This window comes from Xylanibacter rodentium (assembly GCF_013166575.1).
Lineage (GTDB): Bacteria > Bacteroidota > Bacteroidia > Bacteroidales > Bacteroidaceae > Prevotella > Prevotella rodentium.
In genome coordinates, this window is record NZ_JABKKE010000022.1 from 21,984 (window position 1) to 36,805 (window position 14,822).

The following is a 14,822-nucleotide window of genomic DNA, read 5'->3' on the forward strand; positions in this document are numbered from 1 at the left end:
GGCGTATTTTGCCTCAAACGGGGAGCACTGAAAATCAGCGCGTTACGACGGCAGGACTTTGTCAAGAAAGCAGAGAGGGCCGTTTGACGTTGCAATAAGGCCGTTATTGCATTGCGACAGCGGCCTTATTGCAACGTCAAACGGCCCTTACGGGAGTGTCGGGAGGCCCTTACGGCAGATTGGACATGCAAAAAAGGTGTGTCAAGAAAGCAGAGAAGGCCTCCCGGCTTTTCTATTTCGAGAAAAAAGAAATGCGTTTTTTTCAGAATAATAATGACAATGATTTCATATACAAAACCCTTGCCGGTATGCTTGTCCCAGACCTGACGACAATAAATACACCAAGACAAGACATACCGGCGACAGGTCTGATGCTTCCGGAACCATTGGTATATACCATCGACAAAGTAGGGGCATAATCCTGCTTTGTCCATTATACAATCATTGAACACCAATGTGCACTTAAGGCAAAACAAGGTTACGCCCCTACCCGAATGACATGATTTATCCTACACGGTCTATCTGTCACCGTCAGACGACATTTCCATTATCGGCAGCTGACGGCTGATAGCTTGATTGAACGATATGATGGTCTCGCTTCGCGCCAGTCCCAAAGGCTGCAACTTGTCGTGTATTATGTTCAGCAAGTGATGGTTGTTGGTAGCGTAAATCTTGATGAACATGTCAAAATCTCCTGTGGTATAGTGACACTCCACTACCTGGGGAATCTTTTTCAACTCTTCCACCACAGAATCAAATGCCTCGGGATTTTTCAGATTAAGCCCTATATAGGCACATGTCTCGTAACCTATCTTGTCGGGATCTATCACATAATAAGAACCTTTCAGAATACCGAGATTTGTCAGTTTCTGTATTCTCTGATGGATGGCCGCACCGCTCACATTGCATGCACGTGCCACTTCAAGAAAAGGTATCCGCGCATCTCCTGCTATCAGCCGCAGAATCTGCTTGTCAAGTTTGTCCAATTTCTGATATACCATTTGTTTTTATTTTATGGCGCAAAGGTATAATAAAATTCCGACTCTCACAACAAGTATGTAAGCAATATTTGATTTTTAATGATAAATCGTAAATTTTACTGACTTTATTTATCCTTATTATCAGCAAAATATACGATATTCAGAATATCGGCCTCACGTATGGCCTGTTTCACATCCATTATTATTCCCATTGGCGTATCCCTGTCGGCCTTGATACATACGCTCATTCCGGCCATGTCTTCCGGAGCCATCCGTGAACGTTCTTCGGTGAGATAGCTCACGATATCGGACGTCTCCACCAACCTGTCGTTCATCTGTATACACATCTCCGAATCGTTGCCGCCGTACTCCGGCGGGCGTCCTATATGTATGTAGGTGACGGACGACTTCTTGGTAAGCCGCTCCAGTTCTTTTCCTTGCGGGACCTTGTATTCCACTTTCAGCTGCACCTCGCGCATGTTGGTGACAATCATGAAGAAAAACAGCACGGTAAATATCATGTCGGGCATCGACGACATGTTGAGTCCGGGCATCTGTTTTTTTCTGCGGCGGCCGAACATGCTCATAGCCGGCCCTCCTCTCTGCCGGAGGATTCCGGCACTGTTTCTGATATGCGCTGCGGATAATACCGGCCTATGGCTTCCCGCTCCTCTGCTGTACATTCGGAATATGGGTGCCCGAAACGGCTGCGCGACAAACGGTCGCGCAAGAATATATAAGCCTCGGCTATGGTGTTCTGCATCTTGAAATATACATCATAGCCGGCCTGGCGATCCACCTGTATTGCTATAACGTGTCTGTCGGTCACAGCACAACGCCCCAGCATAGGTATGTCGCGCAGATGCTTCTCCGGCAACTGCGGGTCGTCGGCCTTGTTGTCCACAAAGTTTTCAACAACGGCCTTAAGCTCGCCTAACGTCACTTCACGCCCGGAACAAGTAATACGATTGTCTGCTGCGACAGATATGTGCAACACATTACGCGGTTTGACAACTTGTTCAACCGGCTGCTCCTTGTCGCGTGGCATCGGCGGCAGTCTTTGACGCAAGCCCTTGTCGCTTTCGATCGACGTGGTGACAAGAAAGAATATCAGCAACATGAACGAAATGTCGGAAGTGGACGTGGTGTTAAGCGCCGGAACATGGTGCCGATGGCGGTTCTTGAACATAAGCTAAACCTTTTTTTTATTGTGACCGCCCAACCTGCGGTTGAGTCCTGACATGCCGTAACCCACCGCAGCGACGGCTATGACACCGAGCACAATGGATGTATTGATGAACATGTCGGTAAGTTTTAGCCAAAATGCCGATGTAAACCGTCTGCCGTTTACAATCAGAGGTTCGGAAGAACCGAACAGAAAAGTAATCAGAAGACTTGACGCAAGCAATACGCCGATACACCACGCAATGCGCATGGCAGGTATGCCGTTGGACAAGCGGTCGTCACCGGCATGCATCCGTATGCCATGAATCACGGATATCACGGTGACAACAACGGCCGCAACAAGCAACGCATAGGAAAACCAAAGCACAGCATCGGTAAGAAGCGGAGCATTGAAACGCGGATCTTCATCATAAGGAAAATCAAAGCCCACAAGATAGAACAAGCCAAAGAGCAGCACCGACATTATGACAAGCACTGCCTGCACACGGCCCGATGCCCTGTCAGACGGCAACTGCCTCTGTTCATTTCTGCCGAATATCATCTTCATTGTGGGTGAGCTTGAATTTCATTATCATGTCGAGCACGGCAATGGACGACTCTTCCATCTGTGACGTAAGATGCTCAATCTTCGAGATAATATAGTTGTAGAACAGTTGCAGTACAAGAGCCACAATGATACCGAAGATGGTGGTTATCAAGGCAACTTTCATACCCGAAGCCACTATCGTGGCACTTATATCGCCGGCCATCCGTATCTGGTCGAAAGCCATCACCATGCCTATCACCGTGCCGAGAAATCCCAACGACGGGGCAATGGAAATAAACAGTGTTATCCAAGAACAGCCGCGCTCAAGATTGGCGGCCTGCACGGAACCATAGGATACTATGGAACGCTCGATATTTTCTATCGACTCGGTAATACGCAACAGACCTTGATAGCATATCGAAGCTACCGGTCCGCGAGTATTGCGGCAGATGTCTTTCGCTCCGTCTATATCACCGGCTGCAATCTTCGCATCAATATCTTCCATGAATTTCTTTGCATTTATTTCCGACAGTGTCAGATATATGATACGCTCTATACAGAACGCCAGGCCGAGCACGAGGGCAAGGGCCACAAGTGACATGAAACCGGCCGTACCTTCGATGAACTTGGTTTTAAGGATATTATGAAACCCGCCTTTCTCCTCAGGTAATACTTCTCCGCTGTCAGTGGTTTCCGGCAAGCCGACAGCACTAATGGCAGAATCTTCCGAGGCCGTCACGACCGTCTGGCTGTCTGTCGCGTTTGTTATGATTTGAGTGGAATCTTGCGAAACATTGTTTTGCGCCATAACCGTATGGCCGCACAACAGTAAAACATTAATTGCCAAAAGTGCAATTACTTTCTTCATTCCTAAACAAGGGTATATTATAGTTATACTTCGGATCTGAGAAAAACGTTGCGGAGAGAGGGGGATTCGAACCCCCGATACGCTTTTGACGTATACACGCTTTCCAGGCGTGCCTCTTCAGCCACTCGAGCACCTCTCCCTGCGTTTGCGGTTGCAAAATTATCTCTTTTCTGCCGAAATACGATATATCGGGAATAATTTTATATTTCTTTAACCCCCGCCACCGCGTCGGTGTAACTGTTCTGAGCTGATTTTAACCGCTGTGTTCTTTGGCTGTTCCGTTTCTTTGGTGTATCTTTGCAAAAATAACCGCCGTGAAATTCGCGGCGGTGAAAATTCAACACCGGATATGAAGTTCTATAATAGGGAAAAGGAGTTACGGCAACTCGCAGAAATAAGACAACGCAGTGTAGAGCATGCTGCCAGCACCTCTCTCCAACGGCACACCGGCATATTTTCAAAGCCACAAAATGTTTTCTAAAAAACTCGCTGCACACCGACACCGGATGTGCAACGAGGAGTTAGGTGCTTTCTTTATTCGGGTACATATATTATCTGCCCGTTTTCAAGCTGGTAGGCCGTGCCGAGCCGTTTGCCTTGCCTGCCATTCCCGTCGGCACTCTCACCCAAAGCCTTGTAGGTGTTTATTTCCTTTCCTTCCTTTGTGATTATCTCCATATTGTCCTTGCCAGGGTTCTTCACGATGGTGTAGTCCTCCTTGCCGAACACTTCGGTCATGTTCATGTGCATCACCATGGCCACCATGAGCGACACAGCAAACACCATAGCCACATCGAACAGGTTTACGACAACGCTTAACGGGTCGCCGTCGTCCTCGCCAAGAAAGCCGCCTCTATGTCTGCGTCTGCTCATGCCTGTGCCTCCTTCTTCTGGTCTATTGGCACATTATTGTTTGCAGAGTTGTTCACGCTGTTGACAATGCGACAAACACGGTCGAGATTGTTCACGTCCTTGGCATACCAACGCTGCTTCAGCTGGCAAGTGGCCAGACCTACGGCACTGATTACAAGACCGACGACGGTCGATGCGAACACCACCTGCATGTTGTAGGCCATGCCCGAGATGTCGCCCGTTGACAGTCCGACGAGAGCCGGCGACATTGATATGAGCGTACCTACAAGACCGAGCACCGGACCGAGCTTTGTAAGCAGCCGCGACAGGTTGATGTCCTTCTGCACCTCAGTCTCGTAGCGTGCCAGGATATAGTCGGAGTAGTCCTCGGTGTCGTCGTTGTCGAGGATGTCGGCAAGATACTGTGTGAATACGGAGTTGTGCTTCTCGGGTAGCAGTGCCTTCAGCCCGGCAAGTCCAGCGGGCGTTAGCGACTTGATTTTCTCGTCAAACACACGCGCATTCCTGCGCCGCACCATGAAGTTGTTGTACGTGCCGCCCACGAGAATGAGGGAGCGGAAGAAGAATACGATGAGGAGTACTACGTCCGGTATGAGCAGTGAGTTGGCTATGCCGAACAGGGCTTTTGATATGATTTCCATTGTGTTTTGTTTGTTATCGTTTCAGTCTGTATTTTATTCTGTCTATTACTATTCCCAAGGCAAACAGCACAGCGAACACACCGGCGGACAGTGCTATCATGTGCCAGTCGGCAGTTGCCTCCTGCACCTTGTATACTATTTTGCCGCTTTCCGTGGATATCAGCCCGAGCACGCATACGAAGCAGCCAGATAGCAGTTGCATCTCCACGCGGCCGTCACGTTCGGGCACAGGCCACTTGCAGCCTTCGGCAAGGAGCGGCAGCCCTACAAGGCAGGCAATGGCAAAAAAACACACCGTAGTGGAAAAATCAACGCCTACGGCAACGAACAAGGTCTGCGTAAAGGCGTAGAACGTTACTGGAAACACCAGCAGCGAGGGATACCATTTCAAGATGGTGAGCCACCATCTGCCCCGTTGTTGATCTGTGACGTACATGTCCTGGAAGTGGCAGAACGCATAGCCAAAGCAGAACACCGAGTCGACGGTAACCACCACTGCCATGTTCTGCAAGGCAGTGACATTGGCGAGATAATCGGCGAGCTGCGTCTTCGACTGCTGCACGGCATACCGCTCGCTCCACGCCACAAAGGCAGCGAGCAAAGCGCCGAAGACTATCCGCGCAGTCCATCCCCACTGGCTGAGCTTGAAGGCACAGCCCAGGAGGACGAAGACAATGAGAGTATAGATTAATATTTCCATATATTGGTTTAATTTGAGGTAGAGGCCGACGGCCTCCGCGACTTTTGCCTACAGTTTCTTGCGCTTGTTGCGGATGATGACTGCAAATGCGATGAACACCACGAGCACAATGACCACGACATACAGGCCGTTGAAGCCCGTCTTCTCCATCTGATCCCCGTTCTGCACCGTCTGTTTCTTCATCACCATACCTTTCCTGTCCCGGTCGGCAACGGTCTGCTGTTGCCGGCGCATATCTTGGCGGTAAGCCTCGGCAGCGGCAGCGGCCTTGCTTACAATGAAGTCCTGCAACTTGCGGTTGCCGCCCTCGAACGACGAGCCGCTCGCACCATATTTCCTTGTGAACGCCGTGTGCACCTTGGCTATCTCCTTAAGCTGCTCGGGCGTGGCCTTCCAGTAGCCCTTGCGTGCCGTCTCCATCATGGTGGCGGTTATCTCCTGCATGGCGGCGGGGTTGGAGGTCCCCATCTTCTCATGCACACCGAGGTTGTACTTGTCCTTCACATACACATCGTATATCTCGTTCCACATGTCTTTCGATATGGCCTTCGGCTTCATAACGTTCCAGCCGTATGTGTTGCGCACCATCTCGGCCAAAGCGTCGGCAGACGTCGCGCCGCCCTTGAGCGACTCCTTCACATACTTCTCGTTGAACAACTTTGTGCGTGCCTCCACGGCGATAGCTTCTTTGGAATCCTGCACACGGTAGTCGTTGCGGTTGCGGTAGTCAGCAAAGTATGCTTCGGGGTCCTTGCCGGTCACCTGTCGCACAGCGAGGTTCATTCCACCCATGAACTCATACACATGGTCGAGACTCAACGCGCCCCACGTATTGTTCTGTCGCGGCTGCATAACCACGTCGGTGCGCGTCAGTGCGGCTCCGAAAGCGTCGGCGGCGTAAGCCTCCCAATGATCCCGGTCACCGTAGAATGCCCCCATGTTACTGATGTACCGGTCGGCTATCTGCTTGTCGTTGTCCCATGAGTCACCTTTCTCTACCATATTCTGTATGCCGGTGCCATACCCACCCTGCACACCGCCGAACACACGGTACTTGGAAATCTCTCGTGCTTCGGCCGGCGGCACACCTTTGTCGATGAGATAACGCTCCGACTCGTCCACACCGTCCTTAACCATATTGCCGAAATCGTCGTCAGAGGCGGCAGCCGCCATCTGCACGGCGCGGTTGATGAGGAACAGACGCGAGGCGGCGAGGTCGCGCAGCTGGCCCGAAGTCTGCACCACCACGTCGATGCGCGGACGGCCGAGTTCTTTCGACGGAATGAGCTTCAAGTCGTTCACACGTCCGTAGCGGTCGCGCACAGGCTCAACGCCGAGCATGTAAAGCACTTGGGCTATGGTGGCCCCACCCGTCTGTATGAACTCGCCCGACCACAACGTGTAGCTCACCTTGCGCGGAAACTCGCCCTTGTGCGCTTTCCGGTAGTCGGCAATGGTAGCCTTGGCAAGTGCCACGCCCTTATCCCAAGCGTCCTCCGTAGGAGTCTCCTCTGCATTTATGGCGAACAGGTTACGGCCGGTCGGCAGGGTATTGGGATTCACTATCGGGTCACCACCGGGCGACGGGGCCGTGTAGCCGCCGTTCAGTGCGTTGCATATAGAAGCCAGTTCTGCCTGTGGACAGTCGTGCAGCATCCGGCGGTAGGCACCGACATTCTTCAGTGCTGTCTCCACCTGGCTTATAGCCTCAGCCATTTCCACCTCCTTACGGTCGTACTTAGGCTTCGACGAACCGCCGGCCATGTCCATGCCGCCAGACTTCTTTTTGGTCATTGCAGCGCCCATCTTCTTCAGAGCCTCTTCAGATCGGGCCACGTCAATCATCTGCGACATATCGCCTTTGGCGAGCATCTTTCGCATCCGGTAGCGCATGAACTTGGCCATCGGGGTGTTCTTGGCCTGTGGCACTTCGTCTGATGCCTTTTTCATCTTGCCCGTCATTCCAGCCATGCCGTCCTTCCCGGCTTCCTTATCTCTCTTTGACATAGCCATCATCATGGCGAGCATGCCCTTGGGAGCGTTTTTCCATTCTATCACCTTGCGCGACTGCTGCAGTTCTGCATCGCTAATGCCTGCAATGTCGCATATTGTCCGGTCGCTCACGCCTGATTCGTTGTCATAAAGACTTGTCACAGTCTGCTTTGCCGTAGACAGGTAACGGTCGTTGAACGCAGCCTTACCAAGTTTGCCCACACGCCCCTTCATGCGGTCGAGGTTGTAGCGACAGTAGGCTACCGGATCGGTGGTCATTGCAAACACCGACGTGCGTATGTCCTCGTCGTCGTAAGGCACGCCCATGGTGTATGGTGTGCCGGTCACCTTCTCGTTGGTTATCTCCTCGGCATAGTTCTCTATCTGTGCCACCTCGTCGTCGGTAAGGGGTTTCAAGAGGTTTGTGTCGATATCCAAGTCCTTGCAGAGATCGAGTTTCACGGCAAGTGTCTTTATATCCTTGCGCAACTGCTGCTTGTCGCCTTGGGCGGTATCGAAATCGCGTATTTTTTTGGAAAGCTGCTGATAAGTGTCGCGCAGTCCGCTCTCATGAAACGGCGGAGTGAGATAGCTTATGATGTCGGCATACGCGCGTCGTTTGGCAATCATGCCCTCACCAACGTTGTCAATGCTGTATATATAGAAATGGGGCAGTGCACCCACGAGACGGTCGGGCCAGTCCTTGTCGGAAAGAGCCACCTGCTTGTGCGGAGTGAACTCCAGCGAACCGTGCGTTCCGAAGTGGATAAGCGCGTCGGCCCGGAATCCGTGCTGAATCCAAAGGTAAGGAGCTATGTATGAGTGGGGCGGACACTTGTCGGTGCCGTGCACAATCTTGAACTCGTCCTTGCCCTCGCCGGCCATCGGCTGAGGCAGCAATGCCACGTTGCCGTATCTGATGCAGGCGAAAGCAAGACGCCCGTCGGCGGTCTTCAAGAGGTTGTCGTCGCCGGGAAACGCCCCGAACGCCTTGTCCACCTCGGCCGCCTTGTCCTTGCAGAGCGACTGCGCAGTCCATGCCTCATACTGATTCCTGGTCACAAACTGGGGATATCCTGTCTTCATGAACTTCTCCGCATCCCCTGCGGCAAATGAGTTGAACAACATTCCGCGTTGCCTTATCTGCGCGGCAAACTCTGATACCGTGGCCGGAAGACCTACAACACTATATCCCTCGGCTTTCAGACGCGTCAGCATATTGTAAAGCGACGGCACCACATCCATGCCACTTGCCACGAGCGATGCCTGGCCGGGCCCCTTGAAGTAAACCACAGCCACACGTTTCTCGACATTGGGCTTGGTGCGCAGGGCCATGTAGTGGTCGAGAGTCTGTAGGAACGTTGCGAGCCGTTCGGGTATGGCATAAGGCCGGAGCAGCCCGTTCTTGTCCTTGCGCTGTGCAAAGAGGGCCGATGTGCGTATTGCGCCGTCGATTTCGGGCATTACCACACTCTGCGACATGAAGCCGCCGGCCATGCCGAGCTTGTCCGCTTCCCAGTTTTCCTTGAGGTCGTTTATGGTGAGCGGATCAAACAGCAGCGTGTTGGTTTGCTTGAGCCATGCCACCATATCATCGCCCAAGCGTCCGTGCGCGAGGTTGATTATGGCTGCAGGGCGTATTTTCCCGGCATATTCCCGTAGCCTTGTCATCGAAGCTATGGGATAGACGTTGTACCTGCCCGTCTTTGCGAGGGCGAGGATAAGGTCCGACGGGTCGGTAATCTGTCCTGTGACGATGATTTTCTGCGCCCCGTCGTGCCACAGACCGTTCTTGTGCATGAACTGCTCATATTCGTCAACGGAGAGAAACTCATGCTCGTCGTCGCTGCCGTTCTCAGCCGGATAGTACAGATAGTTGTTTGGCTTGCTCTGCGGTTTCTCAGCTTTACCTGTGAAAATTATCTTCCCGTCTATGTTGTGGCGTATGAACGACAGCAGCGAACGGCAGTTCTTCTTGCCGCCATACATCATGTACTCCTGCACCATGACAATCTCATTGGTGGTGAGGTTTGAGATGTTGTTGTCGGGATTGGTGGCCATCGTCGTGTAGATGGGTTTTCCGTCTTCCGCGAGTTTCTTTATATACTCGCGCTGTTCGGCTGTTATGTTCAGTCCCATGCCGTTGACAAACACGATGTCGTAGTTGCCGAGCTTCTTGATGTCCTTGACCGGCACGTCGCTGAGCGAAATCATCGGGTTGTCGTTGGCCTGCGAGAATCCTTGCAGCGCGATGGGCTGAAAGTTGACAAAAGCTATTCTTGTGCGGCTTAGCCAAATGGAGTAGAACTCCACAAGGCACAGAATCAGCACAGCGCAGCCAATGACAGTGAAAATGCGGCGGCGTGTCCAATGCACGGTTCTGATTTTACTGATGATGTTGTTTGCTTTCATTTGTTTCGTTTATTAATGACCGGGAAAGGGATTGCTTTCCGGTTACTTCTTCTTGAAAATCTGCTCCACATCCACTGACGCCCCTAAGGAGAACGATGTGCCGCCGTTGAGCGGCGAGTTGTAGGCATACTTCTGCGGACGATAGTTGAAGATGTTGTCCACCGACATTATGAGTCGCCAAGCCTGGAAGAAACGTTGTGTGAGCGTAAACTTCCAGATGGAGTAGGCTGGTGACGATGCCTTGATATATGTGTCGTACCGACCCGATTGAAGCTCATGGTAGTTGGCAGAGGAAAGATAGCGGCCCGTCAATGCTGCATCAATCTCGTAGTCGCGCAACGTCTTGTGGTAGTCAAGGCGTGCCGTGATGGAATGCGGGCGGGTGTCCGACATATTGGGCGTGCCGTCGCGCGTGTACTCATGAAAATAGGAGTACGAGAGTTTTCCGCCTATTCCGCACGGATAGCGCACAATGAGCGACACGTCAACACCGAGGAGGTCGCGGCCTTCGATGTTCCGGTATACCATTGCGCCATTGCCGTTCTCAAGACTATTGTCCCAGATGGTTGTTATCTCGTTGTTTACGATGTTGTAGTAGCCGGTGGCGGTAAACGAGTAACGGCTTTTGGCATATTCACCCGAGAGAGCGAACGAGTGCGAGTTTTCTGCACCGAGGTTGGAGTTGCCGTAGATGTTGAATATGCTGGCCATATTAAAGTCCATGTACATCTCCTTGAGTGTGGGCGCACGAAAACCACCCGAGTACGAACCGCGTATGTTGAGATGTCCGGTGCGGTACATGGCAGCAATCTTAGGCGTCACTTTCCAACCCGTTTCGGAAAAATAGTCGGCACGTGCTCCGGCAATGATGTTCCAGTTTTTCGACAATGCCCAATCAGCCTGCGCGAAGGCATCGGCAGTGTACTGCTTGCGGTTGCCGTCGTCGGTAAACTGATAAGTCATAAGATAATCAATCATCGCGTCTCCACCGACAGTCAGTGCGAGGTTGTCCTGCAAATGGTGCGTGTAGAGTGCGCGCAGCGAATTCTGCACATTCTTGTAGTCGATGACGTCCTTCTTTATCTCCTTGTAGTAGTCGCTCTTGTCGTAACGGTCGAACGTGTAACTTATGTCGAGCTGGTTCTTGTCCGCGAGCGTGGCCAGAAAGCGCAGACCTCCGCTGAAGTCGCGTGCCCGGTCGTTGGCTATTGCCGACGAGTTTCGCTCGTGAAAGTAGTAGCCGGCACGCCCTGTGAGCGACATGCGATCGTTGAACCGGTATGTCAATTTCTCTTTGAAGTTCCACTGGCGTGTGCCGTATACGGTCATCCGGTCGCCCTCGTCCTTGCCGTTGAGCGTATAAGTGTGGGTGCCGTCAGTCTGCACGTTGGTCAGAGAATTCCATTTGCCCGACTTTATGCCAAGCGCACCACCGTGACGCTGCCCATTGTGTTTCGAGCCGAAATGGGTGTTGAGGTTGAGCGACCACGGGTCGACGGCTTTCTTGGTGATGATGTTTATCACTGCGCCAACCGAGTTGGAGCCGTACAAGGCCGATGCCGCGCCTTTGACTATCTCGATGCGCTCGATGTTGTCGGTGGATATGCGCTGGAAGTCTATGTTGTCGAGTGTCTCGCCCGCCATGCGCTCGCCGTCGACAAGGAATAGGATGGCCATGCCACCGAGTCCCTGCATGTTGAGCGACACCTGCTGATTCATCGAGAGCGTGAACTCCAGGCCCGGCAGTTCGGTGAGAAGCACGTCCTTGATGTTGGTGGCGTCGGTCTTTGCTATATCTTCGGCGGTGATTATCTGTGTGACTACTGGAGTGTTCTCAAGAAGTTTCGGGGTGCGTGTGCCCGTCACAGTGACGGTATGAAGATTAATCATGTCCTCTGTCAGCGAGAAGTCCACCTTAGAATCGGCTGCCGCCTTTATATATTTCGACATGGGACGGTAGCCAAGTAGGTTTGCCTTGAGCTCATAGTGCCCCTCGGGCAACTGCAGAGTATAGTAGCCGTCCTTGTCGGCCTGTGTGGCATATTGCTTGCCCTCTACGCGCACATAGGCGTAGGACAGAGCCTCACCATCGGCAGTGGTAACACGGCCTCGGATGGTGTAAGGCGAGGCGAGAACCGAAGAGTAAGCCATTGCCAATAAGGCAGAAACGAATATATTGTTCATGAGAATTTACTTTATCCTATCATATTCAAACGAAATGTAACCCTTCGTGTTACTTTGGTATGGGTTGGAGTAGCCCGTGAACCGGATGGCATACACGTTGTCGCTTTTTGTGCGAACAAGATACACATTGCTGTCCATCGCATAGTCCGGTGGCATCGACGATGTGTCGACGTTGAGCCACTTGCCTATTACATTGTTTATATTGGCGTCGGCATAGTCGATGTAGCCGTCCATCATGTGCGACATGTCAATGGTAATCTTAGACGGCTCGTCCCGAGTGAACTCCGAAGCGTCGGGCATGGGAAACGTACCCGTCTTTGCTGCTGTCTTCACCTCGTCGAGTGACGTGTAACCGGTGCGGAAGGCACTGCCTGAATTTGTCTTGATGTCGTAGCGATGAAGGGCGATGGTCCAGTCGGCCGGTATGTCGGCAGTGTTGTCGTATGGAAGTGATGTCTGTGAACCGTCGGCGAAGTTGAGATATACCCAAGTAGTGTACGATGTGGCGTCGACATTGGTGTAACAGTTCTCCTTGTCGTTGTTCGACGGTATTTCCGACAGGTCGTCGTATATGTTGTCACAAGAAGAAACAGACAACAGCGACAAGGCTACCATCCCGATGAATCCGGTAAACTTGGCTATATGAGAAATTCTTGAAAACATAGATTAAGCGAATTATAAGTTCGCGGAGGCCAAAGACCTCCGCAATTTAAGCCCTGCCACCGACTCTTCGGCAGGTGCCTCTCCCTGTGCGAATGTGATTGTCAGTCCGCCCATCACGGCAGGCATATTGAAAGCGATGCTGTAAGTCTTCCTGTCGGCAGATATTGTACCGGTGAGATTGCAGTCGTAATCGGTCTGTTTGTCGCCCATGCCCATTGCGAACTTGCCCGAGCCGCTGAGGTTGAAGCCGTTGCCGGTCTTTTCGACCTTCACTCCATGAATCGTTGTCTCGCCCCACATCTGCGAGGTCAGTTTCACATCTATGGTGCCGTCGTCATTGCTGCTTATGGCAACACTCTCACCATTCTGCGTGCGGTTCTTGAAATACTGGCAATCGCCCTTGGTCCATCCGCTGTACAAGCCGGCCACGAGCTTGGCCGCCGGAGTATTGTCTTCGTCATCGCTACTACATGAAAAAGTGGTAAAAACAGTGAGCACCAACACTAGGAGGCCCAAACTCTTAAGAATTTTGTTCATAACTATAAAAAATAAATTGGTTTATAACTTAAAAATGCGCTGCAAAGTTACGCCAATGCGCCAAATGCCGCAATACCTAAAAAATGCGATTTTTCCGGCACCGGAGGACCATTTTATCCTAAATAAATTGTAATTATGCGTAGAATTGGGATGCTTCAAAATCCAGACTCGCGTTAAATTTCCCAACGATGCGTAAACCATACCCTTAAAGTGGGCCAGGGGTGTTGCACTGCACGGCAAGCAAACAACATCATGTCGCGACACAACGAGAAAGACAACACAGCGCAAAAGACGATTTTGCGGTTGGCGAGGAAGAAGATCGTAAAAAAGAATATGTAGCGGACGGCCACCTATAATCCACCAAGTAGGGAGTATTGGGCACATAACTCAGTAGGGGCAAAATACATATTCAAATCAAATGCCCCTACTTGTGCGATATTTGCATTCTGCAACATCACCACGCGTGTATCATATCCCGAACACACGGTTTACATTGGCACACGTCACTTCGGCAACGGTTTCATCGCTCACACCGTAGCACTCGGCCAGACGACGCAACACATGCAGGACAAAAGCACTCTCGTTGCGTTGTCCGCGCATGGGAACAGGAGCCATATACGGGCTGTCGGTTTCGAGCACGATACGGTCGAGCGGCACACCCGAGGACAATACTTCAGGCAGATGAGACTTCTTGAACGTTAGTACTCCGCCGATTCCAAGCACAAAACGTTCGAAACGCAACAACTCCGCAGCCTCGCGGCCGTTGCCGGTGAAGCAGTGGAACACACCACCGGGCAGGTCATTCTCATAATGACGCAGAAGAGCCACCATCTCGTTCTGGGCCTTGCGGCAGTGTATCATGAGCGGTTTGCGTGTTTCCACGGACCAACGCACCTGTTCCTCAAAAGCCTCAAGCTGCTCATGCTCAAACTCACGACTCCAATAATAATCAAGTCCTACCTCGCCAATGGCGATGAAACGGTCGTCAAGCATAGGGCGCATGGACGACAAAACGTCATGCCAATCAGCCCTGACCTCCTCAGGATGCAGACCAAGCATAGGAAAAGCATAGCCTGGATAACGGGCACACACGGCAAGCACGCTGCCAACAGACTGTAAATCGATAGCGGGCAGAAAAATACGGCTAACACCGGCTTCACGGGCACGGGCCACAACTTCGTCACGATCAGTGTCAAATTCGGTGCCGTCAAGATGGGCGTGGGTATCAATGAAGTTCATATCTTTTATTTTTTAACTCCGT

The 14,822-nt window shown here is 51.8% G+C and carries 14 protein-coding genes and 1 tRNA gene; 1 reads left to right on the forward strand and 14 read right to left on the reverse strand.

The window, feature by feature from the left end:
- Positions 1-251: 251 nt before the first annotated feature.
- Positions 252-419, forward strand: coding sequence for a hypothetical protein (locus tag HPS55_RS11610; RefSeq protein ID WP_172178483.1), 168 nt, complete (start codon positions 252-254; stop codon positions 417-419).
- Positions 420-518: 99 nt separating this feature from the next.
- On the opposite strand, the gene HPS55_RS11615 is transcribed toward HPS55_RS11610, so the two are convergent.
- The 14 genes from HPS55_RS11615 to HPS55_RS11680 all read right to left on the reverse strand — a co-directional run bounded on the left by HPS55_RS11615 (position 519) and on the right by HPS55_RS11680 (position 14,800).
- Positions 519-1,001: an Lrp/AsnC family transcriptional regulator gene (locus HPS55_RS11615; protein ID WP_172178484.1), complete on the reverse strand. Its 483-nt coding sequence runs from the start codon at positions 999-1,001 to the stop codon at positions 519-521.
- A 104-nt stretch (positions 1,002-1,105) separates the two neighbouring features.
- Positions 1,106-1,567, reverse strand: coding sequence for an ExbD/TolR family protein (locus tag HPS55_RS11620; RefSeq protein WP_172178485.1), 462 nt, complete (start codon positions 1,565-1,567; stop codon positions 1,106-1,108).
- Positions 1,564-2,169, reverse strand: a complete 606-nt coding sequence (locus HPS55_RS11625) for a biopolymer transporter ExbD (RefSeq protein WP_172178486.1) — start codon at positions 2,167-2,169, stop codon at positions 1,564-1,566. The genes HPS55_RS11620 and HPS55_RS11625 overlap by 4 nt, the downstream gene beginning before the upstream one ends.
- A gap of 3 nt (positions 2,170-2,172) precedes the next feature.
- Complete coding sequence (locus HPS55_RS11630) at positions 2,173-2,712, reverse strand: hypothetical protein (protein ID WP_253945892.1); 540 nt, start codon at positions 2,710-2,712, stop codon at positions 2,173-2,175.
- Positions 2,687-3,499, reverse strand: coding sequence for a MotA/TolQ/ExbB proton channel family protein (locus HPS55_RS11635; RefSeq protein ID WP_410543864.1), 813 nt, complete (start codon positions 3,497-3,499; stop codon positions 2,687-2,689). Before HPS55_RS11635 ends, HPS55_RS11630 begins: the two co-directional genes overlap by 26 nt.
- 111 nt (positions 3,500-3,610) lie before the next feature.
- A tRNA-Ser gene (locus HPS55_RS11640) sits at positions 3,611-3,698 on the reverse strand.
- Between the two features lie 395 nt (positions 3,699-4,093).
- Positions 4,094-4,432 (reverse strand): DUF2149 domain-containing protein, encoded by a 339-nt coding sequence (locus tag HPS55_RS11645; protein WP_172178488.1) that lies wholly within the window; start codon positions 4,430-4,432, stop codon positions 4,094-4,096.
- Positions 4,429-5,073 carry a MotA/TolQ/ExbB proton channel family protein gene (locus tag HPS55_RS11650; RefSeq protein WP_172178489.1) on the reverse strand — a complete coding sequence of 215 codons (645 nt, stop codon included), beginning with the start codon at positions 5,071-5,073 and terminating at the stop codon, positions 4,429-4,431. The genes HPS55_RS11645 and HPS55_RS11650 overlap by 4 nt, the downstream gene beginning before the upstream one ends.
- A gap of 13 nt (positions 5,074-5,086) precedes the next feature.
- Entirely contained in the window at positions 5,087-5,773 is a 687-nt protein-coding gene (locus HPS55_RS11655) for a hypothetical protein (RefSeq protein WP_172178491.1), read from the reverse strand.
- 48 nt (positions 5,774-5,821) lie between these two features.
- Positions 5,822-10,177 carry a cobaltochelatase subunit CobN gene (locus HPS55_RS11660; RefSeq protein WP_172178493.1) on the reverse strand — a complete coding sequence of 1,452 codons (4,356 nt, stop codon included), beginning with the start codon at positions 10,175-10,177 and terminating at the stop codon, positions 5,822-5,824.
- A gap of 42 nt (positions 10,178-10,219) precedes the next feature.
- Complete coding sequence (locus HPS55_RS11665) at positions 10,220-12,361, reverse strand: TonB-dependent receptor (RefSeq protein WP_253945893.1); 2,142 nt, start codon at positions 12,359-12,361, stop codon at positions 10,220-10,222.
- A 6-nt stretch (positions 12,362-12,367) separates the two neighbouring features.
- A complete protein-coding gene (locus tag HPS55_RS11670) occupies positions 12,368-13,024 on the reverse strand; it encodes an HmuY family protein (RefSeq protein ID WP_253945894.1) in 657 nt (218 codons plus the stop codon).
- 12 nt (positions 13,025-13,036) lie between these two features.
- Positions 13,037-13,561: a calycin-like domain-containing protein gene (locus HPS55_RS11675; protein WP_172178495.1), complete on the reverse strand. Its 525-nt coding sequence runs from the start codon at positions 13,559-13,561 to the stop codon at positions 13,037-13,039.
- Positions 13,562-14,029: 468 nt separating this feature from the next.
- The gene (locus HPS55_RS11680) at positions 14,030-14,800 is read right to left on the reverse strand and encodes a TatD family hydrolase (protein WP_172178497.1); all 771 of its coding nucleotides are present in this window, start codon (positions 14,798-14,800) and stop codon (positions 14,030-14,032) included.
- Positions 14,801-14,822 lie beyond the last annotated feature (22 nt).